This window comes from Salipiger aestuarii, from assembly GCF_003259905.1.
GTDB classification, from domain to species: domain Bacteria; phylum Pseudomonadota; class Alphaproteobacteria; order Rhodobacterales; family Rhodobacteraceae; genus Salipiger; species Salipiger aestuarii.
In genome coordinates this window covers 18,903-42,862 of the sequence record NZ_QLMG01000038.1, presented here as the reverse complement: position 1 = coordinate 42,862, position 23,960 = coordinate 18,903, and the positions used below count along the sequence as shown (strand labels likewise).

27 protein-coding genes are annotated in these 23,960 nt (G+C 63.9%); 8 read left to right on the top strand and 19 right to left on the bottom strand.

Annotation, left to right across the window (positions count from 1 at the left end; translation table 11 throughout):
- Window positions 1-638 precede the first annotated feature (638 nt).
- The 10 genes from ATI53_RS16940 to ATI53_RS16895 form a co-directional block, all read right to left on the bottom strand.
- Window positions 639-1,427 carry an amino acid ABC transporter ATP-binding protein gene (locus ATI53_RS16940; protein WP_111550928.1) on the bottom strand — a complete coding sequence of 263 codons (789 nt, stop codon included), beginning with the start codon at window positions 1,425-1,427 and terminating at the stop codon, window positions 639-641.
- 12 nt (window positions 1,428-1,439) lie between these two features.
- Complete coding sequence (locus ATI53_RS16935; RefSeq protein ID WP_111550927.1) at window positions 1,440-2,756, bottom strand: amino acid ABC transporter permease; 1,317 nt, start codon at window positions 2,754-2,756, stop codon at window positions 1,440-1,442.
- A 28-nt stretch (window positions 2,757-2,784) separates the two neighbouring features.
- Complete coding sequence (locus ATI53_RS16930; protein ID WP_009506344.1) at window positions 2,785-4,017, bottom strand: amino acid ABC transporter permease; 1,233 nt, start codon at window positions 4,015-4,017, stop codon at window positions 2,785-2,787.
- A 248-nt stretch (window positions 4,018-4,265) separates the two neighbouring features.
- A complete protein-coding gene (locus ATI53_RS16925; protein ID WP_009506345.1) occupies window positions 4,266-5,285 on the bottom strand; it encodes an amino acid ABC transporter substrate-binding protein in 1,020 nt (339 codons plus the stop codon).
- Window positions 5,286-5,483: 198 nt separating this feature from the next.
- The gene (locus tag ATI53_RS16920) at window positions 5,484-6,197 is read right to left on the bottom strand and encodes an ATP12 family chaperone protein (RefSeq protein ID WP_111550926.1); all 714 of its coding nucleotides are present in this window, start codon (window positions 6,195-6,197) and stop codon (window positions 5,484-5,486) included.
- On the bottom strand, window positions 6,194-6,874 hold the full coding sequence (locus tag ATI53_RS16915; RefSeq protein ID WP_009506347.1) for an HAD-IA family hydrolase: 681 nt from the start codon (window positions 6,872-6,874) through the stop codon (window positions 6,194-6,196). Before ATI53_RS16915 ends, ATI53_RS16920 begins: the two co-directional genes overlap by 4 nt.
- On the bottom strand, window positions 6,871-7,929 hold the full coding sequence (locus ATI53_RS16910) for an RluA family pseudouridine synthase (protein ID WP_009506348.1): 1,059 nt from the start codon (window positions 7,927-7,929) through the stop codon (window positions 6,871-6,873). Before ATI53_RS16910 ends, ATI53_RS16915 begins: the two co-directional genes overlap by 4 nt.
- Window positions 7,926-8,303 (bottom strand): fluoride efflux transporter CrcB, encoded by a 378-nt coding sequence (gene crcB / locus ATI53_RS16905; RefSeq protein ID WP_009506349.1) that lies wholly within the window; start codon window positions 8,301-8,303, stop codon window positions 7,926-7,928. Before crcB ends, ATI53_RS16910 begins: the two co-directional genes overlap by 4 nt.
- A 69-nt stretch (window positions 8,304-8,372) precedes the next feature.
- Window positions 8,373-9,692, bottom strand: coding sequence for a replication-associated recombination protein A (locus tag ATI53_RS16900; protein ID WP_009506350.1), 1,320 nt, complete (start codon window positions 9,690-9,692; stop codon window positions 8,373-8,375).
- Window positions 9,693-9,695: 3 nt separating this feature from the next.
- Entirely contained in the window at window positions 9,696-11,084 is a 1,389-nt protein-coding gene (locus tag ATI53_RS16895; RefSeq protein WP_009506351.1) for a trypsin-like peptidase domain-containing protein, read from the bottom strand.
- 121 nt (window positions 11,085-11,205) lie between these two features.
- Here ATI53_RS16895 and ATI53_RS16890 point away from each other — a divergent pair, with 121 nt between their 5' ends.
- Complete coding sequence (locus ATI53_RS16890) at window positions 11,206-11,661, top strand: host attachment family protein (protein ID WP_009506352.1); 456 nt, start codon at window positions 11,206-11,208, stop codon at window positions 11,659-11,661.
- Between the two features lie 68 nt (window positions 11,662-11,729).
- Here ATI53_RS16890 and rplQ read toward each other — a convergent pair whose 3' ends face one another.
- The 4 genes from rplQ to rpsM all read right to left on the bottom strand — a co-directional run bounded on the left by rplQ (window position 11,730) and on the right by rpsM (window position 14,199).
- Window positions 11,730-12,152 (bottom strand): 50S ribosomal protein L17, encoded by a 423-nt coding sequence (rplQ, locus tag ATI53_RS16885; protein WP_009506353.1) that lies wholly within the window; start codon window positions 12,150-12,152, stop codon window positions 11,730-11,732.
- Between the two features lie 138 nt (window positions 12,153-12,290).
- Window positions 12,291-13,307 carry a DNA-directed RNA polymerase subunit alpha gene (locus tag ATI53_RS16880; protein WP_009506354.1) on the bottom strand — a complete coding sequence of 339 codons (1,017 nt, stop codon included), beginning with the start codon at window positions 13,305-13,307 and terminating at the stop codon, window positions 12,291-12,293.
- A 115-nt stretch (window positions 13,308-13,422) separates the two neighbouring features.
- Window positions 13,423-13,815, bottom strand: coding sequence for a 30S ribosomal protein S11 (gene rpsK, locus ATI53_RS16875; RefSeq protein WP_009506355.1), 393 nt, complete (start codon window positions 13,813-13,815; stop codon window positions 13,423-13,425).
- A 15-nt stretch (window positions 13,816-13,830) separates the two neighbouring features.
- Window positions 13,831-14,199 (bottom strand): 30S ribosomal protein S13, encoded by a 369-nt coding sequence (rpsM, locus tag ATI53_RS16870; protein ID WP_034453323.1) that lies wholly within the window; start codon window positions 14,197-14,199, stop codon window positions 13,831-13,833.
- Window positions 14,200-14,476: 277 nt separating this feature from the next.
- On the opposite strand from rpsM, the gene ATI53_RS16865 reads away from it, so the two are divergent.
- On the top strand, window positions 14,477-14,884 hold the full coding sequence (locus tag ATI53_RS16865) for a BLUF domain-containing protein (RefSeq protein ID WP_111550925.1): 408 nt from the start codon (window positions 14,477-14,479) through the stop codon (window positions 14,882-14,884).
- A gap of 78 nt (window positions 14,885-14,962) precedes the next feature.
- On the opposite strand, the gene ATI53_RS16860 is transcribed toward ATI53_RS16865, so the two are convergent.
- The 4 genes from ATI53_RS16860 to ATI53_RS16845 all read right to left on the bottom strand — a co-directional run bounded on the left by ATI53_RS16860 (window position 14,963) and on the right by ATI53_RS16845 (window position 17,879).
- On the bottom strand, window positions 14,963-15,541 hold the full coding sequence (locus ATI53_RS16860) for an adenylate kinase (RefSeq protein WP_009506358.1): 579 nt from the start codon (window positions 15,539-15,541) through the stop codon (window positions 14,963-14,965).
- Window positions 15,538-16,905, bottom strand: a complete 1,368-nt coding sequence (gene secY / locus ATI53_RS16855) for a preprotein translocase subunit SecY (protein ID WP_009506359.1) — start codon at window positions 16,903-16,905, stop codon at window positions 15,538-15,540. The genes ATI53_RS16860 and secY overlap by 4 nt, the downstream gene beginning before the upstream one ends.
- Before the next feature lie 110 nt (window positions 16,906-17,015).
- On the bottom strand, window positions 17,016-17,486 hold the full coding sequence (gene rplO, locus ATI53_RS16850) for a 50S ribosomal protein L15 (RefSeq protein WP_009506360.1): 471 nt from the start codon (window positions 17,484-17,486) through the stop codon (window positions 17,016-17,018).
- 147 nt (window positions 17,487-17,633) lie between these two features.
- Entirely contained in the window at window positions 17,634-17,879 is a 246-nt protein-coding gene (locus tag ATI53_RS16845; RefSeq protein WP_009506361.1) for an accessory factor UbiK family protein, read from the bottom strand.
- A gap of 96 nt (window positions 17,880-17,975) precedes the next feature.
- Between ATI53_RS16845 and lgt the strand changes: the two genes are divergently transcribed.
- The 5 genes from lgt to ATI53_RS16825 all read left to right on the top strand — a co-directional run bounded on the left by lgt (window position 17,976) and on the right by ATI53_RS16825 (window position 22,026).
- On the top strand, window positions 17,976-18,863 hold the full coding sequence (gene lgt, locus ATI53_RS16840; protein WP_111550924.1) for a prolipoprotein diacylglyceryl transferase: 888 nt from the start codon (window positions 17,976-17,978) through the stop codon (window positions 18,861-18,863).
- The gene (locus ATI53_RS16835; RefSeq protein ID WP_111550923.1) at window positions 18,860-19,936 is read left to right on the top strand and encodes a class I SAM-dependent methyltransferase; all 1,077 of its coding nucleotides are present in this window, start codon (window positions 18,860-18,862) and stop codon (window positions 19,934-19,936) included. The genes lgt and ATI53_RS16835 overlap by 4 nt, the downstream gene beginning before the upstream one ends.
- A gap of 1 nt (window position 19,937) precedes the next feature.
- The gene (pgeF, locus tag ATI53_RS16830; RefSeq protein ID WP_009506364.1) at window positions 19,938-20,693 is read left to right on the top strand and encodes a peptidoglycan editing factor PgeF; all 756 of its coding nucleotides are present in this window, start codon (window positions 19,938-19,940) and stop codon (window positions 20,691-20,693) included.
- Window positions 20,694-20,842: 149 nt separating this feature from the next.
- On the top strand, window positions 20,843-21,004 hold the full coding sequence (locus ATI53_RS23390; protein WP_009506365.1) for a hypothetical protein: 162 nt from the start codon (window positions 20,843-20,845) through the stop codon (window positions 21,002-21,004).
- Window positions 21,005-21,345: 341 nt separating this feature from the next.
- Window positions 21,346-22,026 carry a Hint domain-containing protein gene (locus ATI53_RS16825; protein ID WP_111550922.1) on the top strand — a complete coding sequence of 227 codons (681 nt, stop codon included), beginning with the start codon at window positions 21,346-21,348 and terminating at the stop codon, window positions 22,024-22,026.
- Here the strand turns inward: ATI53_RS16825 and ATI53_RS16820 are convergent, their stop codons facing one another.
- On the bottom strand, window positions 22,027-22,527 hold the full coding sequence (locus ATI53_RS16820; RefSeq protein WP_009506367.1) for an Lrp/AsnC family transcriptional regulator: 501 nt from the start codon (window positions 22,525-22,527) through the stop codon (window positions 22,027-22,029).
- 204 nt (window positions 22,528-22,731) lie between these two features.
- Here ATI53_RS16820 and trxB point away from each other — a divergent pair, with 204 nt between their 5' ends.
- On the top strand, window positions 22,732-23,736 hold the full coding sequence (gene trxB / locus ATI53_RS16815) for a thioredoxin-disulfide reductase (protein ID WP_009506368.1): 1,005 nt from the start codon (window positions 22,732-22,734) through the stop codon (window positions 23,734-23,736).
- Window positions 23,737-23,960 lie beyond the last annotated feature (224 nt).

Here is a 23,960-nt window from a genome sequence, read left to right as displayed (position 1 = left end):
TCGCAGTCGGCATTCCAGCCTCCTGCTCCTTGATCATTCCAATGATTTGCGCCTCGGTGAAACGGCTCTTTCGCATGTGTCTGCTCCTTCAGAGTCGGCGCAGACTCTACATCACGGTGACGGATTTCGCGGGGGGCAGGTCAGGTGCAGTAAATGCTATCAAAGGAGCGGCATCAAACCGCGACAGGTCCAGAGCGATACACAAGGCTCGGCTTGTCGGGGTAGGTATGAAGATTGTGCCGCGAGGCAAAAAGGGTATCCGACGCGTCCTGTTGGGGCATGCGCGTGATCGCGGGCGCTATGGCAACGGGGCGGACTTGGAACGGCTGCGGTGCGTTCTTGATCCTGCGGCATTGCGATGCTTGCCGACGAGTGCCCCGCTCGCCAATGATGACTGCCCGGAGCCGGAATTTTCAGGCTGTTTCACGATGACGGGCTGGTGGCGCCACCGGATAATGCAGTTCGATCGGAACGTTGTAGCCGAACGCGCTAAGTGGTTGCGCTTCGTGGCAAATGTGGATGCCAATCCTTCGGCTTTTCGCGAGCATCCGCTTGCCAGCGCCTGGCAGGCAAGCCGATGCTCGCGACAACATTGGCGCCGAAGGGGGGGGGCGCCGCGCCACGCCCGCCCCCCTTTGTCAGTGACCGAGGATCTGACTCAGGAACAGCTTTGTCCGCTCGTGCTGCGGATTGTTGAAGAACTCCTTCGGTTCGTTCTGTTCGACGATCTGGCCCGCGTCCATAAAGATCACCCGGTTCGCCACCGCTTGCGCAAAACCCATCTCGTGGGTCACGCAGAGCATGGTCATGCCTTCTTCGGCAAGGCTGACCATCGTGTCGAGCACCTCCTTGATCATCTCGGGATCAAGCGCCGAGGTCGGCTCGTCAAACAGCATGATGCGCGGCTTCATGCACAGCGACCGCGCGATGGCGACGCGCTGCTGCTGTCCGCCAGACAGCTGACCCGGGTACTTGTTGGCCTGCTCGGGGATCTTCACCTTTTCCAGAAAGTGCATCGCCGTTGCTTCGGCTTCCCTTTTCGGGATCTTGCGGACCCAGATCGGCGCCAGCGTGCAGTTTTCCAGGATCGTCAGATGCGGGAACAGGTTGAAGTGCTGGAACACCATCCCGACCTCGGAGCGGATCTTGTCGATGTTCTTGAGATCCGACCCCAGTTCGGTGCCGTCCACGATGATCTTGCCGGCCTGGTGTTCCTCGAGCCGGTTGATGCAGCGGATCATCGTCGATTTTCCGGACCCGGACGGGCCGGCGACGACGATCCGCTCGCCGCGGTGCACCGTCAGGTCGATGTCGCGCAGCACATGGAAGCTGCCGTACCACTTGTTCATCTTGGTGATCTGGATGGCAATTTCATCGGAGACCTGCATGTGGCTGCGGTCGACGGTCTCGGTCGCTTGATTTTGCATTGTCAGGTGTCCTTAGCGGTGCTCACGACGGAGCTTTTTCTCAAGAAAGAGCGAATAGCGGCCCATGCTGAAGCAGAAGATGAAGAAGCACAGACCGATGAACACGAAAAGCTCCCAGTAGATGCCGTTCCATTCCGTGCTGGCGCGGATGGCGTTGGACAGCCCGATGGGGTCCAGAAGGCCGATGAACACCACCAGGGTGGTATCCTTGAAGAGACCGATAAAGGTGTTCACGATGCCCGGTATCGAAATTTTCAGGGCCTGCGGCAGAACCACAAGCCGCATGGATTTCCAGTAATCCAGGCCAAGCGCGGCGCCGGCCTCGTACTGGCCCTTGGGCAGGGCGGCGAGACCGCCGCGCACGACCTCGGCGATATAGGCCGAGCTGAACAGGGTCACCATGATGATCACCCGCAGCATAAGGTCAAAGTTGGTGCCCGGCGGCAGGAAGTAGTTCAGCAGCAGGGACGCGGTGAACAGCCAGACGATCAGCGGCACGCCCCGGATCACCTCGATAAAGATCACCGACACCTTGTTGATGAGAAACAGATCCGACTGCCGCCCCAGCGCCAGCACGATGCCCAGAGGCAGCGACAGCACGATCCCCGCGATGCCGATGATCAGCGCCAGCATGAACCCGCCCATGTCGCGCGACGCCACCTGGTCCAGCCCGATGGGCAGGATCGCCGACAGCCCCGACGCCAGCGGCCCCGCGATCACCACCCAGTACAGAACCGGCACCAGGATCGCGAGCAGGATGCTGCCCAACGCGCCGATCCGTGGCCCGGCAACACGGATTGCCGCCCAGCCGATCACAAACCCCAGCGCGATGCAGATCGGTGCCCAGACCGTGCCGCCCCAGATCAGCCAGAACATCACGAACGGCGACGCAACCGTCAGCCACAGCATCTTGCGCGGCAGCGAGGCGAACAGGATGGGCGCGATGGCGGCGATAAACAGCGCGAAGGCCAGCACCGGGCGCCAGTAGCCTTCGGGCGGGTAGAACCCGAACAGCAACTGCGGCCAGCGTTCCGAGATCACCGCCCAGCAGGCGACCGACGCATCGGCCCCGTAGATCTCAGTCCGGATGGCGCGGCATGCGCTCAGGCTGTCGGCGTTCCAGATCCCCAGGACCGCCCAGGGCAGGACGTGGCTTAGAACCGACCAGATGACCCAGAGTGACCCGATCGTCAGGATCACGTTCAGCGGGGTCGACAGCATGTTCCCGAGGATCCACTTGTAGGCTCCGGTTTGCGAAAGCGGAGGTTCGCGCTGTTCGGTCATGGTGTCGCGAACATAGGCGACGGTTTGTGCATGGGTGTCAGACATCACTGCGCTCCTTTGTACCGGCCATGACTCACCGCTCCTTCAGCTTTACGGAGGTGTTGTAGACGTTCATCGCGCCCGAAATAACGAGGCTGAGCACCAGATAGAACAGGCCCAGCAGCAGCATGCCTTCCAGTTCGCGCCCGGTCTGGTTGATGGTGATGCCGCCCAGGGTGGACCGCGCATCCATGTAGCCCACGGCGATGGCGAGCGAACTGTTCTTGGTCAGGTTCAGGAATTGCGAGATCAGCGGCGGTATGATGACGCGCAGCGCCTGCGGCAGAACCACAAGCTTCATCGTGGTGCCGGGGCGCAGGCCCAAGGCAAAGGCCGCCTCGGACTGGCCCTTGGAAACGGCAAGGATGCCGCCGCGGACGATCTCGGCGATGAATGCGCCGGTATAGAGCGACAGCGCCAGCCACAGCGCGATCAGCGAGCCGCGCAGGTGGATGCCCCCCTGAAAGTTGAACCCCTGAAGCGAGGGCAGGTCCAGAAAGGCGCCCATCAGCGCGAACAGGATCGCGACGGGCAGCACCAGGATGCCCAGCGTCAGATACCAGGTGGTGGGGCGGTCGCCGGTCGCTTCCTGCTTCACCGCGGCCCAGCGAGACAGCCGTTTGACGGCAAAGACCGACGCCGCAAAAGCGATCAGCACGATCAGCCAGTTGTAGAGGCCGTTGTCAAAGAACGGCGCTCCGAAATGGATCGCGGGGATGTAAATGCCCCGGTTGGTCACCGCCACACCGTCCAGCAGCATCGACGCGCTTGGCGTGTCACCCCGGAATGCCGACGGGGCAGGGGTGCTTTCGCTCATCAGCGCAAAGATCAGCACGATCCACAGCAAAAGCGGGACGTTGCGGAACCCCTCGACGTAGACCGCCATCAGCCGCGACACCAGCCAGTTGTTCGACAGTCGCAGCACGCCCGCCACGACGCCCAGAACCGTTGCCAGCGCACAGCCCAGAACCGCCACAAGCAGCGTGTTCAGGATGCCCACGACAGCGGCGCGGCCATGCGTGCTTTGGCTGTCATACGCGATGAGGCGCTGGTTGATGTCGTATCCGGATGGCTGCGTCAGGAACCCGAAATCGAAATCCTTGCCAAGCGCGTGCAGGTTGGTGACGGTGTTCGCCACAAGCCACGACACAAGGAGCATCAGCAGGATCATCGCCACGACCTGGATGGTCAGTGACCTGTAACGTGTGTCGTAGATCAGCTGCGACAGCCGGAATCCCTGCCCCGGCGGGTCAGTCATGGTGGTCATTTTGTTCTCCCCGGTGGCTTCCGTTCTTCCCGGGTCTTGCACCGGTTTGTCCGGTGTCGCGCCCCCATTGCGGAAACTCGTGCCAGCCCTTCGGGCCGTGATCTTGATGTCGAGCCCTGTGGGGCCGGTGGTCGTTCAAACGTGGTCTGTCAGGTGGTGCCGCGGACTGTCCCCAGGCTTCGGACGCACCAGCCCGAAGTGGTCGGGGCGCGGGGATTGATCCCCGCGCCCCGTATGTCTGGTGCCGATCAGCGGAACGGCGGGCTGTAAAGCAGACCGCCTTCGGTCCACTGCGCGTTCAGGCCGCGCGACAGGCCGATCGGGGTTTTTTCGCCGATGGTCTTTTCAAAGATCTCGCCGTAGTTGCCGTTGGCCATGATGGCTTTCTTGGCCCAGTCGGGTTCGAGACCCAGCATCGCGCCCAGTTCGCCTTCGGCGCCCAGCAGCCGGTTGAGCTCGGGGTTGTCGCCGGCCGAGGCCGACAGTTCTTCGATATTGGCCGAGGTCACGCCGTATTCCTCGGCCGCGACCAGCGCGTTGAAGGACCAGCGCACGACGTCGCCCCATTCGCTGTCGCCATGGCGCACCAGCGGGCCAAGCGGCTCTTTCGAGATGATCTCGGGCAGGATGACGTGATCGGTGGGTGCCTCGAACGACGCGCGGGTGGACGCAAGGCCGGACGCGTCGGTGGTGTAGACATCGCAGGCACCGGCAAGGTACTGCTGCTGCGCCTCGGCGTTGGTTTCGATCGGCACCGGCTCGTAGTTGATGTTGTTGACGCGGAAGAAATCGGCAAGGTTCAGTTCGGTGGTGGTGCCGGTCTGGATGCAGACGGTCGCGCCATCGAGTTCCTTGGCGGAGGACACGCCAAGCGCCTTGGGAACCATAAAGCCCTGACCGTCGTAATAGTTCACGCCGACAAATTCGAACTTCAGGTCGACATCGCGCGAAAAGGTCCAGGTGGTGTTGCGGGCCAGGATGTCGATTTCGCCCGACGCAAGCGCGGTGAAACGGGTCTGCCCGGTGGTCGGCACGAAATTCACGGCCATCGGGTCGCCCAGAACGGCAGCGGCGACCGCGCGGCAGACGGCGACGTCAAAACCCTGCCAGACACCGTTGGCGTCGGGGGCCGAGAAGCCGGTCAGACCGGTGGACACGCCACAATTCAAGGTGCCACGCGCCTTGACATCGTCAAGCGTCGCCGCACCGGCGGTACCGGCCGCCAGACCGGCGACGGTGAGCGCGCCAAGGAGTACGGTGTTCTTCATATCAACCTCTTCCTGTTGTCCGGCCCTTCGTGGACCGGTTTTCACGGCCCTTCGGGGGCCTGGAACCATGGGATGGGAGCTCCCCCCTCAGGTGGGGCGAGTTTGTTAGGATTCCATTTGGGAGGTCAACCCGTTCCGCCGCGAAAAACGATGTCGAATGCTGAAGAAAAAGGCAGCCGGGCCTGCGGCGCCAGCGGTTTAGTCAGCGCCGGACAAGACAAAGAACCGATGTGCGTGAAGAAAGGCCGCGCGTTTGTGCAACGCCAACGCCTGCGCTTCTTCGTCGACGCCCCAGGTTTCTTCTTGCCAGCATTCATCCAGGCGGGACAGCGACCACAGGTCGTCGGGGTCGTGGTCCGGCCCGGTGGCCGCGAATCCCAGGATCAGCGAGCCGGAAACCGCAACGAGATCGTGAAACGCCGCGAGTTCGAACTCGGTCATCCTGTGCACACGGTCTGCCAGATTTTTCAGCGCCATGGCATCCTGCGGCGCGTGCATGATGCCGGTAACGGGCACAAGCCGCGCGCCAAGGCTGGCGGCCGCCCAGTCCAGCATCGGGTCCCACAGATCCGCTTGCCGCCGCACCAGCGCATCCGGTTCGGCCGCGCGGTAGCACAGCAGGTCGCTGTCGCCGTAGTCGGCCAGCATCTGTGCCACGGCGTCCTTTTGCGGCGCCACTTTTTCGATGGCGCTGTTCGCGGTGCGGGTGAAGGGCATCGAACCGGGGTCGATCTTTTCGCCCTGCGCCTGCCATTCGGCGGCGATCGCTTCGGCCAGCGCACGGCTGGGCACCACCAGCGCGGATTTCCCCGGCGTCATGACCCGGTGGCCATCAAGGGCGATGCCATAACCGCCGGAGGTTTCGGTCGGGGTGGCCTGTTCGTAAAATCTGCGCGGGGTCCATTCGCTCATGCCGTCAGCCTCCAGTGGTCGCGCAGCAGAGCGGGCAGTGCGCGGATGTCGTCGATGATACTGGACGCGGCGGCCAGCCGACCGGTCGGATGATAGCCCCAGCTGACGCCGATGCCGCGAATCCCGGCGGCCTGCGCCATGTCCATGTCGAACGACGTGTCGCCCAGCATCACGGCGTTATCCGCCTCGATGCCCGCCTCGCCAAGCGCTGCCAGCAACATCGCCGGGTGCGGTTTGCTGGGGTGGTCGTCGGCGCATTGGTGGGTGACAAACAGCGGGCGCAGCCGATGCCCGTCCAGCAATTTGTCCAGACCGCGCCGGGATTTCCCGGTGGCAATGCCCAAAAGCACCTGAGGGATGGCGTGCAGCTCGTCCAGAACGGCGCGCACATGGGGATAGAGCGGCGAACTCTGCGGCGTCCCCTTGGCGATACGCAGCCCTCTGTACGACGTCTTGTAGGCATCGACCATGCGGTCGCGGTCGGATGCGGCCAGACCGGGCACAAGCTGCGACACCGCAAGCGGCAGGGACAGGCCGACGATCGACAGCATGTCGGCGCGCGAAGGCGCCGCTACGCCGATGGCTTCGAACGCCGCGCGCATTGAGGCGACGATGTCGGTCTGGCTGTCCACCAGCGTGCCGTCGACGTCAAAGATCACCAGCTTGAGGTCGCTCATTGCAGGCTTTCGAACGGGTCGCCCTCGGCCAGGTCTTCGGTCCAGCCGAAGGTGTCCCAGGTGTGTTTCATGTGGTCGGGCAGGGGCGCGGTGACGGTGATGGTCTTGCGCGTCCTCGGGTGTTCGAAGCTCATCGACCGCGCATGCAGGTGCAGCTTCTTGCTGATGACGCCGCCCAGCTGCGCGCCCCATCCGTCGCCCATGTTTTCCTGCCCCGATCCGCCGTATTTGCCGTCGCCGATGATCGGGTGGCCGATTTCGGCCATATGGGCGCGCAGTTGATGGGTGCGCCCGGTCAGCGGCTCAAGCGCGACCCAGCTTGCCCGGCTCGCGACGCGGTAGAGCGTTGCGTAAAGCGTATGCGCCCGCTTGGCGCCTTCGGTCGTGCCAATGTCGCGCGGATGGACGCAAACCATTTTTTCCGCCTCGCCGCCCTTGCCGTGGCCGCGCGCCTTGACCAGACCGTACCGGATTTCGCCAAGGTACGGCGTGGGCACACCCGCGACGACCGCCCAGTAAATCTTGCGCGTCTGCTTGTGACGCAGCGCGGCGGTCAGCGCTTGCGCGGCCTCGCGGGTGCGGGCCAGCAGCAGCACGCCTGACGTGTCCTTGTCCAGGCGGTGCACAAGGCGCGGCTTTTCATCCATGCCAAAGCGCAGTGCGTCGGCCATGCCGTCCACATGGCGCAACTGGCCGCTGCCGCCCTGCGTCGGCAAGCCCGCGGGCTTGTTGATCGCGATGACGTGGTCGTCCTTCCACAGCACGCAGGACTGGATCAGCTCGACGTCCTCGGCGTTGACCCTGGGCGGTGTGCGCGGCAGCAGCGCCTTGGCGCGGGCCTCGTCGGGGTCGGGCAGGGGCGGGATGCGCACCTGTTGACCGACGCTCAGACGGGTGGACGCCTTGCAGCGCCCCCCGTCGACGCGCAGCTCGCCCTTGCGGCACATCTTTTCGATCGGGCCCTGCCCGAGATGCGGGAAATGACGCTTGAGCCAGCGGTCAAGACGCTGGTCGCCATCCCCCGGCCCGACGGTTACGGTCTGAACTTGGCTCATGCGAAAAAACTCCTGGCGATGAAAAGACCGGCGAACAGTGCCAGGATCGACGCCACGACCGACACGCAGACATACCCAAAGGCGATGGCCACGTCGCCCCGTTCGTACAACGTCACGACATCCAGCGAAAAGCTGGAAAACGTGGTGAACCCCCCAAGAAAGCCGATCGCAAGCAGCGGCGCAAAGCGCGTGGCCGACATCTGCCCCAGGACCGTGACGAGCACCCCCATCAGGAACGAGCCAAGGATGTTCACCGTCAGCGTGCCCCACGGAAACGACTTGCCCAACACCGCCGTCATCGCCACGCCGGTAAGATAGCGCGATGACGCGCCCAATGCGCCGCCAACGGCAACCTGGAGAAGGGTCAGGATCATCCTCGCGCAATGTCGCGGGCGCGGCGGGTTGTCAAGCGTGCAGGGCCCCCGGGGGCGTCCATCACGCGATCACTTTTGCCGGTCTCGCCGAAGTTTGGCAAAATAATCCGTGCGCTTCTTGAGGTCCCGTTCGAATCCGCGCTCGACCGGGGCGTAGAATTCGGTGCGCCCCATGTCTTCGGGGAAATAATCCTGCCCGGAAAAGCCGTCTTCGGCGTCGTGGTCGTAGGCGTAGTTCTTGCCGTAGCCGACATCCTTCATCAGGCGGGTGGGTGCGTTCAGGATGTGTTTCGGCGGCATCAAGGAGCCGGTCTTTTTCGCCGCCGCGCGCGCCGCCTTGTAAGCGACGTAGGCCGCGTTGGACTTGGGCGCTAGCGCAAGATAGATCACCGCGTTGGCCAGCGCCAGCTCGCCTTCGGGCGAGCCGAGACGTTCATAGGTCTGCCAGCAATCCATGCAGATCGCCTGCGCCTGCGGGTCGGCAAGGCCGATGTCCTCGACCGCCATGCGGGTCAGGCGGCGGGCAAGAAAGCGGGGGTCCTCGCCCGCCTCCAGCATCCGCGCGAACCAGTAAAGCGCCGCGTCCGGGTCCGATCCGCGCACCGATTTGTGCAGCGCCGAAATCAGGTTGTAATGCCCGTCGCCCCCCTTGTCGTATTGCGCCGCGCGCCGCATCAGGCGCTGGGTCAGCTGGTCCGTGCCGAGCGGAGCAGAGGGTTTCCACGCCATGATCTGTTCGACAAGGTTCAGCAGCGCGCGCCCGTCGCCATCGGCCATTTCCAGCAGCGCCCGACGCGCCTGTGGGTCCAGCGGCAAAGGGCGGCCCAGATCGTGCTCGGCGCGTTGCGCCAGCCGGTCCAGATCGGCGGGGGCCAACCGTTCCAGCACCAGAACCTGGGCGCGGCTCAGAAGGGCGGCGTTCAGCTCGAAGCTGGGGTTTTCGGTGGTCGCGCCCACCAAAAGGATGGTGCCGTCTTCCATATGGGGCAGAAAGCCGTCCTGCTGGGCCTTGTTGAAGCGGTGAATTTCATCGACGAACAGCAGCGTGCCCTGCCCGTTGGCGCGCCGGTGCCTGGCGGCATCAAACACCTTGCGCAGGTCCGGCACGCCGGTGAAAATCGCGCTGATCTGAACGAAATGCAGATCGGTCGCATCCGCCAGAAGCCGCGCGATGGTGGTCTTGCCCACGCCCGGCGGACCCCAGAACACAATGCTGGACAGCGACCCCGCCGCCAGCATCACGCCCAGCGGCGATTCTTGTCCCAGCACCTGTTGCTGACCGATCACCTCGTCCAGCGTCCTGGGGCGCAGCCGGTCGGCAAGGGGGCGGGGGGGCATGTCTTTGCCTGTATTGTTGCCCGAGGGGGGATCGCCGAAGAGGTCCGCCATGGCTCAGGCCCTGAACCGCAGCGAGATGCGCGATCCGCCGCGCTTGATCAGCATCGTGATCCTTGGCGCGGCACGAAGCAGCAGCGCTCCGATCTCGGCGGGGGCGGTCACGGCCCGATCGCCGATGGCCAGCAGCATGTCGCCCGCCCGCAATCCGATCCGTGCCCCGTAAGGGCCGGGATCGGTCACCACCACGCCATCCTCGCCGTAGGTCCTGCCCAGTTCGGTTTCCACCGCCGGGTTGATCCGCGACGCCGAAAGGCCGGGCAGCACGTCTCGTTCGGTCAGCGTGACACTGTCGCGGGGGGGCGTTTCGGGGGCCATAATCATCATGGCGCGGACGCGATGCTGCATGCCCTGGCGCAGGAAAAGCACATCGGCGGGATGTCCAGGACCCCGAACCGACATTCGGAACAGCATTTCGGGCGGAGTGTTCACCGGGTGGCCGTCGACTTCGATGATGACATCCCCGACCTGAAGCCCGGCCTGCGCAAACGGGCTGGCGGGGTGAAGCGCCGCGATCAGCACGCCGTTGGGCAGCCCCAGCCCCAGGCTTTCTGAAATGTCCGAGGTTACCGGCTGTCCGGTCATCCCCGCCCAGGGGCGTTCGAACCGGTCGTTGCCGGCCCGTGCCTGTTCGACGAACTGCGCGACAAGCGCCGCCGGGATCGCGAAGCCGACGCCATTGGACCCGCCCGAGCGGGTCATGATCGACGTGTTGACCCCGATCAGCCGGCCCGACGTGTCGACCAGCGCCCCGCCCGAATTGCCCGGATTGATCGGCGCGTCCGTCTGGATGAAATAGCCGCGCGCGTTGCCGGTCGCGACGCCGGACCGTGCCAGCCCCGACACGATACCCGACGACACGGTCTGCCCCACGCCGAACGGGTTGCCGATGGCCAGCACCAGTTCGCCCACTTCGACCGTATCGCTGTCGCGCAACGGCAGGTGGGGCATTCCGGCCGCGTCGTCCAGTTGCAGGATGGCCAGGTCGGATTCCTCGTCCGCCAGCAGCACCGATGCGTCGTGTTCGGCCCCGTTGTTCAGCACCACGCGGATTTCGGTCGCCTGTCCGACCACATGGTAGTTCGACACCACGATCCCGTCGTCCGACAGAATGACCCCGGACCCCAGCGAATTCTGCACGCGGGGCCGGGCGGCGAAATCGCGAAAGATGCTGCCGAACAGCGGATCGCCGGCAAAGGGGCTGCGCGATTCCACCACGCGACGCGCGTAGATATTCACCACCGCGGGGGTCGCCTGTTTCACCAGCGGCACGAAACCACGCGAGATTTCGGCCTGGCTTTGCGGCACGTGCTGGGCGTGCAGCGGGGCCATGGGCAGGCTTGCAACGGCGAGGGTAGCGAGGGCAGCGAGGGCGGTGCGCAGCATGGGCGGTCTTTCCTTTGGCCCTCTGGATATGACCCGAGGTGCAGGGCAGATCAAGGCGGCGGAACGGCGGGGCAGGGCAAAGCGTTGTCGCAGCAGACACAAGAGTTGAAAGGAGACCAGGATGGTCGAACTGAAACAGGGAACCTGGGTCGTGGTGACGGACAGCGAAAAGGCACTGTTCCTGCGCAACCTGACCGATCACGAAAACCCCAACCTGGAAGTCTTTGACGAAGAGGCGCAGGCCAACCCCTCCGATCGTGAACAGGGCGCCAACCGTCCCGGTCGGATGCATGACGGCGGGGTCGGCCAGCGGTCGGCCCTGGATGACACCGACTGGCACGATCTGCAAAAGGAACGCTTTGCCGCAGATCTGGCCGACCAGCTTTATGCCGAGGCGCACAAGGGCGCGTTCGACCGGCTTGTGCTGGTGGCGTCGCCGTCGGTGCTGGGCGATCTGCGCAGCGAACTGCACAAGGAAGTCTCCGATAAAATCGTGGCCGAGGTCCCCAAGACGCTGACCAATCACCCGCTGCGCGATATCGAAAAGCTTGTTAAGAAAGAGCTTGAGAGCTTCTGAAGACGGAAAAAGGACGCTGTGGGAAAACCCCGCAGCGCCCTTGATCCGTCTCGCTTGCGCGCGATGCGTTATTCGGCTTCGGCGGCCTCAAGCGCGGCAACGCGGGCCTTGTCGGCGGACCCCTTGGCGTCGACGTCGCGGTCGACCAGTTCGATGATCGCCATCGGCGCCATGTCGCCGTAACGGAAACCGGCCTTCAGCACACGGCAATAGCCGCCCGAACGCTCGGCGTAGCGCGGCCCGAGGATTTCGAACAGCTTGGCGACGTCTTTGTCTTCTTTCAGCTGCGACCCGGCCTGACGGCGAGCGTGCAGGTCGCCGCGCTTGCCCAGCGTAATCAGCTTGTCGATGATCCGCTTGAGTTCTTTTGCCTTCGGCAGGGTGGTCTTGATCTGCTCATGTTCGATGAGCGAGCCGGCCATGTTCGCCCACAGCGCCTTGCGGTGCTCGTGGGTGCGGTTCAGGCGGCGGTAACCTTTTGCGTGGCGCATTTTCGTATCTCCAGATGTGCCCTCTACGGGCTGTTTTGCTTTGTCAGGCGGCCCATGCGGTGCGGGTCGCTCTCCTTGGGGCCGATCCGGCCCGGTCGTCCGGGCCGACGACAAGTCGCCGGCCCGTAATTTTCGCTCTTAGAACTGGTCTTCAAGCTTTTTGGCGAGATCTTCGATGTTGTCGGGCGGCCAGTCCTCGACATCCATGCCAAGGTGCAGGCCCATGGCCGACAGCACTTCCTTGATCTCGTTCAGCGACTTGCGGCCGAAGTTCGGGGTGCGCAGCATCTCGGCTTCGGTCTTCTGGATCAGGTCGCCGATATAGACGATGTTGTCGTTCTTGAGGCAGTTTGCCGAACGGACAGACAGTTCCAGCTCGTCCACCTTCTTGAGCAGAAGCGGGTTGAATTCCAGACCGTCGTCGTCATCCTGACGGCTGGCAGCTTCGGGTTCGTCGAAGTTCACGAAGATCGACAGCTGGTCCTGAAGGATGCGGGCCGCATAGGCGATGGCGTCGTCAGGCGTGACGGAGCCGTCGGTCTCGACCTTCATGGTCAGCTTGTCGTAGTCCAGAACCTGGCCTTCGCGGGTCGGCTGCACTTCGTAGGAAACGCGCTTGACGGGCGAATAGATCGCGTCGATCGGAATCAGACCAATGGGCGCATCTTCGGGCTTGTTCTTGTCGGCGGCGACGTAGCCCTTGCCGGTGTTCACAGTCAGTTCGACAAACAGATCGGCACCATCGTCAAGGTGACAGATCACATGGTCCCTGTTCAGAACCTCGATGCCGTTGCTTTCGGCGATGTCACCGGCGGTCACGACGCCCGGACCCTTGGCGTTGATCGACACCCGCTTGGGGCCTTCGACTTCCATGCGCAGGGACACGCCCTTGAGGTTCAGCACGACATCGGTCACATCCTCGCGGACGCCGGCGACGGACGAAAACTCGTGCAGCACGTTGTCGATCTGTACGCTGGTGATGGCCGCGCCTTGCAGGCTCGACAACAGAACGCGGCGCAGCGCGTTGCCCAGAGTCAGACCGAAGCCGCGCTCCAGCGGTTCGGCGACCACGGTGGCGACCCGAGACGGATCGGCGCCGGGGCGAACCTCCAGCTGGGTCGGCTTTATAAGTTCAGCCCAGTTCTTGTGGATCATGCGTCCCTCCATTCCTGTCCGTGCCCCATGTCCTAAAGGCGCAGACGCCCGAGGTTGAAATGACGACAGCAGGGCCCCGCTGAAAAGCAGGGCCCCGCCATGTTGAAATTACCGATCAGACGCGGCGACGTTTCGGCGGACGGCAGCCGTTGTGCGCGATGGGCGTCACGTCGCGGATCGACGTGATGTTGAAGCCCGCGGCAGCAAGCGCGCGCAGTGCGGATTCACGGCCCGAACCGGGCCCCTGAACTTCGACTTCCAGCGTTTTCACGCCGTGTTCCTGCGCCTTCTTGCCCGCGTCTTCGGCAGCGAGCTGAGCGGCGTAGGGGGTCGATTTCCGCGAACCCTTGAAACCCATGGTGCCGGCGGACGACCATGCGATCGCGTTGCCCTGCACATCCGAGATTAGGATCTTGGTGTTGTTGAATGACGAGTTCACATGCGCCACGCCAGCGGCGATGTTCTTGGAGACCTTCTTCTTGCCTCCGCGACGAGTATCACGTGCCATTGATGCAGCCCTCCCTTACTTCTTCTTGCCGGCGATGGCCTTTGCGGGGCCTTTGCGCGTGCGAGCGTTGGTGTGCGTCCGCTGACCGCGAACAGGAAGGTTGCGACGATGGCGCAGGCCGCGGTAGCAGCCAAGGTCCATCAAGCGCTTGATGTTCATCTGCGTTTCGCGACGCAGGTCACCTTCGACGGTGTAGGTCGCGTCGATGTGCTCGCGGATGGCGAGAACTTCGGCGTCGGACAGTTCGTTCACGCGGCGGGACGCGTCGATGCCGACCGCCTCGCAGATGGCTTTCGCCGAGGTGTGACCGATGCCGGTGATGTAGGTGAGGGCGATGGGCACCCGCTTTGCAGTCGGGATGTTGACGCCGGCAATACGTGCCAAGTCCATATTCCTTTTCGTTGCGGTTCCGTAGTGCCAGAACCTTTTTTCACAACATGGGCCCGTGACGCGGACGTCCGGGCTTGCCGCTGCTGAGGTGATCTGCGGCAAGGCAGAGCCCGGCCACGAGAAAACGAGTCTCTGATAAGAGATGGGGGTGGGTATGAGGATTCGCATGGGGCGTCAAGCCCCTTCGGGAACCTTGCGCCGCCATCATGCGTTTTTATGGCCAAGGGCATGCAACCGCTGCCTTTTGATCCCGAAAGGACCTGTCCGGTATATGCTGACCCAATTGTTTTACACAAGCCTCTGTCGCAGCTCGCGGGGACACTGGAGCGATTTTGTGATCCTTAAGGATGCGCTCGAAAACAATGCACGGGCCGGGGTCACCGGGTATCTGCTGCGCGACCGTGCGCATTTTTATCAGGTTCTGGAAGGGGCGGCATCGGTGGTCGATGCGCTTTTCGACCGTATCAGCGCCGATGACCGGCACAGCAATGTGACCGTTCTGATGCGCCGGTCGGTGCCCGAACGCAGTTTTCTGGGCTGGTCGATGGGCTATGCCGATCTGTCGGCCGAGGATAACGCCTGGTTCGGCAGGTACCTGCGCACGCGGACGTCTGGCGTGGTCGTGCAGTTCAACCGACTGGAACGGCGGGCCCGGCAGCCCACGCTGCGGGCAAATTGACGCAAGCGCCATGAGCATCACGCAATGGGGCGGCCCCGTGACAGGACCGCCCCCTGTATGTTCCGGCTTGGGCCGGACCTAGCTGTCGATACGCTCGGCAAGGGCGGCCTTGACCTCGGCCATGCTGCCCATGCCGTCGATGTGCGAATACAGCCCCTTGGCGTAGTAATACCCGACCAGTGGCGAGGTCGTCTTGTAATACGCCATCAAACGGGTGCGCAGCGCCTCTTCGGTGTCGTCGGCGCGCGGGGTCTGCCCGGCGGCCCTGGCTTGTTCGGCGCGGCCGACGATACGACCCACGAGCGCGTCGTCATCGACGCGCAGCTCGATCACCTTGTCCAGCGATTGCCCCATCTCTTCAAGCAGCTCGCCAAGGGCATCCGCCTGATGCAGGGTGCGCGGGAAGCCGTCGAAGATAAAGCCGGACGCCTTGGTCGTTGTCAGCTTTTCGCGGATCAGGCCGATGACGATCTCATCGGTGACAAGCTCGCCGCGGGCCATGACATCGGCGACCTTCTTGCCCATCTCGCTGCCGCTGGCCTTCGCCTCGCGCAGCATGTCCCCGGTCGACAGTTGAACCATGCCGCGATCCTCGACGAGAAAACCGGCCTGTGTGCCTTTGCCCGCTCCCGGCGGTCCAAGTAGAATGATGTTCATCGGCGTGCAGGCCCTTTCCGCTTCGCTTTGGTCTTTCCCTTGCCACGCAGCTGCGACTTCTGAATAAGACCTTCGTATTGATGCGCCAGCAGATGGCTCTGGACCTGCTGGACGGTGTCCATGGTGACCGAAACGACAATCAGCACCGACGTGCCGCCGAAATAGAACGGAATCGCGAACTGCGCCCGCAAAATTTCCGGAAACAGACAGACCAGTGCAAGATAGCCCGACCCCAGAACAAGCACACGGTTGACCACATATTCCAGATGCTCGGCGGTGCGCTTGCCCGGACGGATGCCGGGGATGAACCCGTTCTGGTTCTTGAGGTTGTCGGCCACGTCATCGGGTTTGAATGACACGTTGAACGTGTAGAAATAGGCGAAAAAGATGATCATCGCGGCGAAGAACAGCAGGTACAGCGGCTGTCCGGGGCCGAAATAGGCCAGGATCGTCGACAGGATCGGCGATGTGCCCCCGGTCTGGCTGAAGGTCGCGATGGTGGTCGGCAGCAGCAGCAGCGACGAGGCAAAGATCGCCGGGATGACGCCGGCCGGGTTCACCTTGACCGGGAGGTGCGACGACTGCGCCTCGGTCATTTTCATGCCGACCTGACGGCGCGGGTACTGAATGGTGATCTTGCGCAGGGCGCGTTCCATGAACACCACGAACATGATCACCACGACGACCATGACAATGGCCCCCAGGATCACCGCGGGCGAAACCGCGCCCGACCGGCCGGAGGCAAAGAACTGCGCCAGCGCGGCGGGAATTTCCGCAACGATGCCGACAAAGATGATCAGCGAGATACCGTTGCCGATGCCGCGCGCGGTGATCTGTTCGCCCAGCCACATCAGGAACATGGTGCCGCCCACCAGCGTGATGACCACGGCCGCGCGGAAATACCAGCCCGGATCATGGGCAAGGTCACCCGCTTCCAGCGAGACCGCAAGGCCATAGGCCTGGAACAGCGCCAGAAACACCGTGCCGTAGCGGGTGTACTGGTTCATCTTCTTGCGGCCCTGTTCGCCCTCTTTCTTCAGCTGCTCCAGCGCGGGCACCATGGCCCCCAGAAGCTGCACGATGATCGAGGCCGAAATATAGGGCATGATGCCAAGCGCAAAGACCCCCATGCGCCCCAGCGCGCCGCCGGTGAACATGGACACCATGCCGCCGATGCCCTGGCCGGCCTGTTCCATGAACTGACGCAGCGCCGCCCCGTCGATGCCGGGCACAGGGATATAGGTGCCCAGCCGGTAAACGATCAGCAGACCGAGGGTAAACAGAATGCGATTGCGAAGGTCAGTCGCCTTGCCGAGTGCCGCCCAGCTGGTGTTGGCGGCCATTTGTTCCACAGCGGATGCCATGCGGGTCCTCTATTCAAGAGAAACGCCGCCGGGGCGCTTTCCGGCTCCGGCGGCGTTCGTGGAAAACATGGGGTCTTGTGTAAGCGGCGCGCTCGCCGCTCACAACCCGCTTATTCGGCGGCCGCCGCAGCCGTGATCTTGAGAGCACCGCCGGCTTTCTCGACCGCCTCGATGGCGGCTTTCGATGCGCCGGTGGTTTCGATGGTCAGCGCGCCGGTGATCTCGCCCTTGGCAAGGATGCGGATGCCGTCCAGCTTGCGGCGCACCAGACCCGAGGACACGAGCGTCTCTTCGGTGATGGCGCCAGCCTCAAGCTTGCCCGCGTCGACGAATTTCTGGATCAGGCCAAGGTTCACAACAGCATATGCCTTGCGGTTCGGCTTGTTGAAGCCGCGCTTGGGCAGGCGTTGGTACAGCGGCATCTGGCCGCCCTCGTAGCCGTTGATGGCCACGCCCGAACGGGATTTCTGACCCTTGATCCCACGGCCACCCATTTTACCTTTGCCCGAACCGGGGCCACGGCCAATGCGTTTCTTGGTCTGGGTTGCGCCGGGATTGTCGCGCAGTTCGTTGAGTTTCATATCGCTTCTCCATTGCCGGACGTGGCCCCCGAAGCGAATGGGCCAGACTCGGCGTGCGTGTTGATGAATCAGTGGCACAAAGCCACCGGGGGGCCTATAGCGCCCGATAGCCGGTCATGCAAGGAAAACGGCCCCGAGGGGCGCGGGTCAGGATGCGCCCTTTTCCAGCGCGTCAAGACGGACCTTCAGCGCCTCGTTCTCTTCGCGGGCCTTTTGCGCCATGGCGCGCACCGCGTCGAATTCTTCGCGGGTGACGAAATCGCGGTCGGCCAGCCAGCGGTCGATCATCGACTTCATCGCCGTTTCGGCCTCGGTCCTGGCACCCTGCGCCACGCCCATGGCGTTGGTCATCAGTTGGGAAATGTCGTCGAACACCTTGTTGCGCGTCTGCATGAAAGCCTCCTGATACGCTGTCGTGATCTATATGGGCTGCCTGGCCTTCGGTCTCAAGGTTGACTTCCCCGCTGCGGCCATATCAACCATGCGCCCATGATCGCAGCCATCCCCTTTCCGCCGCTCTCGCCCGAGCTTTTCACGATCTCGATCGGAAGCTTCGAATTCGCGCTTCGCTGGTATGCGCTTGCCTATATCGCAGGCATCCTGCTGGGCTGGAAGCTGGCCACCATGGCGGTGAAGCGCGCCGCCCTGTGGCGCTTTGATGCGCCGCCAATGGCGCCCGCGCAGGTCGAACAATTCGTCACCTGGGTGATTTTGGGCATCATTCTGGGTGGGCGCCTGGGGTTCGTGCTGTTCTATCAACCGGCCTATTACCTGGCGAATCCGGGCCAGATTCTGATGATCTGGCAGGGGGGCATGTCGTTTCACGGCGGCTTGCTGGGGGTGATCGTGGCGGTGCTGCTGTTCTGCCGCAGTATCCGCGCGCCGCTGGTGCCGGTGGCGGACATGATGGCGCTTTCGGTGCCGCCGGGGCTGATGCTGGGGCGCATCGCGAATTTCGTGAACGATGAACTTTGGGGGCGGCCAACCGATCTGCCCTGGGGCGTGATCTTTCCCAGCGAGGCCGCACAGGCCTGCGGGCAGGCGGCGGGCGAGCTATGCGCGCGGCACCCGTCGCAACTGTATGAGGCCGGGTTAGAGGGGCTGATCCTTGGCGGTCTGCTGCTCTGGATGGTGTTCCGGGGGGGCGCGCTGAAACGGCCCGGCCTGGTGACGGGGACTTTCTTCATCGGCTACGGGCTGGCCCGGTTCGCGGTGGAGTTCCTGCGCCAGCCGGATGCGCAATTCGTGTCGCTGGGCAACCCGCTGGGGCTGGCGTGGCATGTAGGGAGCTGGGGTCTGACCATGGGGCAGATCCTGTCGTTGCCGATGATCGCGGTCGGGCTTGGCTTTCTGCTGGCGGCGCGGCGGCGGGCATGACGCCGCTGGCGCAGATTCTGCACCGGCGCATCGCGGCCGAAGGTCCGATGACGGTGGCCGAATACATGGCCCTGTGCCTGTTGCACCCCCGGCACGGCTATTACACCACCCGCGATCCGCTGGGCGCGCAGGGCGATTTCACCACCGCGCCCGAGATTTCCCAGATGTTCGGCGAGCTGATCGGCCTGTCGCTGGCCCAATCGTGGATCGACCAGGGGCGGCCCACACCGTTCGTGCTGGCGGAGCTGGGGCCGGGGCGGGGCACGCTGATGGCGGATGCCACCCGTGCGATGGGGGCCGTGCCGGGAATGCTCGACGCCGCGACGCTTTGCCTTGTCGAAGCTTCGCCCGCCTTGCGCGCTTGGCAATCGCGGTCGCTGCAAGGGTTGGCTCCGACGTGGGTCGACAGCGTCGCCGATCTGCCCGAGGCGCCGTTGTTCCTGATTGCCAACGAATTCTTCGATGCGCTGCCGGTGCGCCAGTTCATTCGCGCGGGCGAGGGCTGGGCCGAACGGGTCGTCGGCCTGTACGAGGGTGCGCTTGCCTTTGGCCTGACCGAGCCTGCGCCGCAGGCGGCGCTGATGCCATTCCTTGCGACCCCAGAGGGCGACCTGATCACCACCTGCGCCCCCGCCGAAGGAATCGTCGAAGACCTGGGCCGCCGCATTTCGTCCCATGGCGGCGCGGCGCTGGTGGTGGATTATGGCGACTGGGGCGCCCATGGCGATACGTTCCAGGCGGTGCAGTCCCATACCAAGGTGCCCCCGCTGGCGGCCCCCGGACAGGCCGACCTGACCGCCCATGTGGATTTCCGCGCGCTTGCCGCCGCCGCGCCCTGCGCCCATACCGCGCTGGTCCCTCAGGGCGTTTTTCTGGAAACGCTGGGGATCACCCGGCGGGCGCAGCGGCTGGCAGACGGGCTGACGGGCGCCGCGCGCGATGCCCATGTCGCGGCACATCGCCGGTTGACGCACCCCGGCGAAATGGGTTCGCTGTTCAAGGTGCTGGGATTCGTTCCCGAGGGCGCGCCGGTGCCGCCGGGGCTGCTGCCCGCAGATCGCCGCGAGGGGTGACATGACGCTTGAAATCATCACGTCCGACAGTCTTGGACCGTTTCGGCACGGCTTTTTCACCCGCAAGGGCGGGGCGTCGTCCGGGGTTTTTGCCGGGCTGAACTGCGGCAATGGCTCGACCGACCAGTCCGAAATCGTGGCCATCAACCGGTCCCGCGTCGCGGATGCGATGCAGGTGCCGGTGACTCATCTTGTCAATGTACATCAGACCCATTCCGCCGGCGTGACCACGGTGAGCGGGCCGCACGCGGGGCCATTGCCCGAGGCCGATGGCCTGGTGACGGCGACCCCCGGCATCGCCCTGGGCGTGCTGACGGCCGATTGCCAGCCGGTGCTGTTTGCCGATGCAGACGCGGGCGTCGTCGGCGCGGCCCATGCCGGCTGGAAGGGTGCCATCGGCGGGGTACTGGAATCGACGGTCGACGCGATGCTGGCGCTTGGCGCGACGCGCGCCGGCATCCGCGCCGTCATCGGCCCGACGATCAGCCAGCATGCCTATGAGGTCGGGCCCGAATTTTTGGAAACCTTCATGGACGAAGACCCCGGCTACGCCCGGTTCTTTGCTCGGGGGCGGGGGGACCGGATGCTGTTCGACCTGCCGGCATTTGGTCTGTTTCGCCTGCGCGACGCGGGGGTCCAGGCGGAATGGACGCGGCACTGTACCTATTCGGATCCCCGGCGGTTCTTTTCCTATCGCCGTGCGTGTCATGAACGCGCCGCCGATTACGGACGCCTGATCGCGGCGATCCGCCTGTAGCTGGCGGAAACAAACCTGCCAAATTCCCTGAATTGTCCCGGCTGCGTCCGGAATTCGCCCGATTTCGCTGTCAGTGTCGGGACAGGCGGCGCAGGAATTGCGCCAAGGCCGGGCCACCCGGGCAAAGCCCGGCAAACAGGAGCATCCTCATGACCCAAACGTGCAACCCAAGACAACAAGGCCGCTTTATCGCGTCCGTCCTTGAGGCCGCAAAAACCGCCGAGACCGATCTGCCCTGGGCACGCGGAGCCCGGCGCGCCGCGATGATCGCGCGTCGCAAGCAGAATGCGGGCAAGCGCAAAACCGCCTGAAAGGAGCGTGCGATTCGATCCCGCCGGGCAAATGTGGCGGATTCGTTGAAAATCCTCCAACAATATGCCGGGTCGCCTGGGATTGGGCCTGCGGGACGACTCAAATCCGGTTTAATTTTGACAGGGCAGCGGCATTGGGGCCTGTTCGTGCTTAACGAAACCGCGAATGTCCTTCTGTCGTTGTTGGTGGGGGCCAACTTCGGATGTGACCGACCTTTAAGAGGTGTCACATGTCCAGTCTCCAGCAATCCGTCCGTCTTCGGGGCAGCGCGGTTCCGATGCCTACCGCTCGCGATACCGTTTCTCTCCGGGACGGGCGGCCTCGGCGCGCATCCTCTCTCATGCGCAAGTACGAGGCCGCCGCGCTGCTGCCGGATCTTTCCATCGCCTATGACAGCCACGTCGCGCCCGCAGTGGCGCTGTTTGAAGAGGCAACCACCGCCTTTGCCCGTGGCACGCTGATCCGCACCGTACGCGGTCCCGTCGCCATCGAGGACCTGCTGCCCGGCGATTACGTCGAAAGCAGCGAAGGCACCCAGCCGGTGCTGTGGATCGGATCGACCACCTATGTGCCGGGGATCACCGATGACCGCTCGACGCTGGCCTCGCTGGCGCGGATCACCGCAGAAACCTTCGGGCCGGGGCGGCCGATGGCAGACGTGCTGGTCGGACCCGCCGCCCGCATGGTGATGCGCCGCGATCGCCTGCGCGCGCTGATCGGACAGGACAGGGTGCTGGTGCCGGTGGCCGATTTTGCCGACGGGGACCGCATCGTCCAGGTGTCGCCCGGAGGCCCCGTGCAGCTGTATCACCTGATGCTGCCGCGCCACGGGACGTTGCCCATCGGCGGCATCGAGATGGAAACCTATCATCCCGGCAAGGCGATCAGCAAACCGCTGCCCGACGCGCTGCGCGGGCTGTTCCTGGGGATGTTCCCCAACGTCGGACTGATGCAGGATTTCGGCGAACTGATCATGACGCGTACCACGCGCGACGTGCTCGACGGCCTGATTGCGATGTAATCAGGCCGAGCGGCTCAGCCGCTCTTCGAGCACATCGAACGGCACGCCGGGCTCATCCTTGGCGCCCCGGATCACCAGCGAGGTCTTGACCGACCCTACATTTTCGGCGGTCAGCAGGTCTCCGGTCAGGAAACTCTGAAAGGTTGACAGATCGGGCGCCACGCATTTCAGGATGAAATCGACCTCGCCGTTCAGCATGTGGCATTCGCGCACAAGCGGCCAGGCCCGGCAGCGATCCTCAAAGATGCGCAGATCGCTTTCCGCCTGACTTTGCAGGCCGACCGATACGAACACCTGCACCTCGAACCCCAGTTCGCGCGGATCGACATCGGCGTGGTAGCCGCGGATGAACCCCTGCTCTTCGAGTGTGCGAACGCGCCGCAGACAGGGCGGGGCGCTGATTCCGACGCGCCTGGCAAGCTCGACGTTGGTCATGCGACCGTCCGCCTGAAGCTCGGCGAGAATCTTGCGGTCGATCGGATCGAGCCGGTTGCCGGGCATTGCGAGACCTCTTGCTGAATTCCCGATTATTATAGCACGACCCGCGGTCGGCGCAATAAAGTTTCGCAGATACGAAATATTCTTAGCGGATCGCGCATTCCAGCCCGGCATTCCTGCCGGGGGTTTGCGCATGTCGCCCGCATCTTTATATGCAATGCGATCCGACGAGATTCCAGAACGAAACGCAGCTGCGAGGCTTTCCCCATGTCCGACACACGCCACACCAAGGTCCTGATCATCGGCTCCGGTCCGGCGGGCTATACCGCGGGCGTCTATGCGTCGCGCGCCATGCTCTCGCCGATCCTCGTCCAGGGGCTGGAACCCGGCGGGCAATTGACCACAACCACCGAAGTCGAAAACTGGCCCGGCCACACGGAAATCCAGGGCCCCGAGCTGATGGTGACCATGGAAGCCCACGCCAAGGCGATGGGCACCGAAATCATTTCCGACATCATCACATCGCTCGATTGCGGCGTCCGGCCGTTCGTGGCCAAAGGCGACAGCGGTACGACCTACACCGCCGATGCAGTGATTCTGGCAACGGGCGCGCGTGCGAAATGGCTGGGGCTCGCCTCGGAAGAGGCGTATAAGGGCTTTGGCGTCTCCGCCTGCGCCACCTGCGACGGTTTTTTCTATCGTGGGCAGGAAATCGTCGTGGTGGGCGGCGGCAACACCGCCGTCGAAGAGGCGCTGTTCCTGACCAACTTCGCCAGCAAGGTGACGCTGATCCACCGCCGCGACGAACTGCGCGCCGAAAAGATCCTTCAGGACCGCCTGTTCAAGCACCCCAAGATCGAAACGCTGTGGTTTCACCAGCTTGATGAGGTGGTGGGCGAAGACAATCCCAAAGGCGTGACTGCGGTGCGGGCCAAGAACGTGCAGACCGGCGAGATCATCGAAATCCCCTGCAAGGGGGCGTTCATCGCCATCGGTCACGCCCCGGCGAGCGAGTTGGTCAAAGACCAGCTTGAAACGCATATGGGCGGCTATGTGAAGGTCCGGCCTGGCACGACCGAAACTTCGCTGCCCGGCGTGTTCGCTGCAGGCGACCTGACCGATCACGTCTATCGCCAGGCGGTGACCTCGGCCGGGATGGGCTGCATGGCGGCGCTGGACGCGGAACGCTGGCTTGCCGGACAGGGGCTGGACCACGGGCGCGACGAATCCGAGCCGCTTGGATACGGCGCTCCGGTCGACGCGACGCACTGATCGCGACAGCCAGGAATTTTCGTACGAAAATTCCTGGCGACCCCGGTCTCGGTTCAGAAGATTATTCGTCCGAATAATCTTCGTGCCGCAGACTGGCAGGCGAGCTTTCGCCGTGTCTGTGCAACCTTCGTTCTCTTTCGCCTCAAGCGGGTTGAAACCGAACGTCAGTCGTGGCTAAAGCCTAGCCATTCCCGCCCGAGGCAGCCTTTGCCGACCTTCCTGAC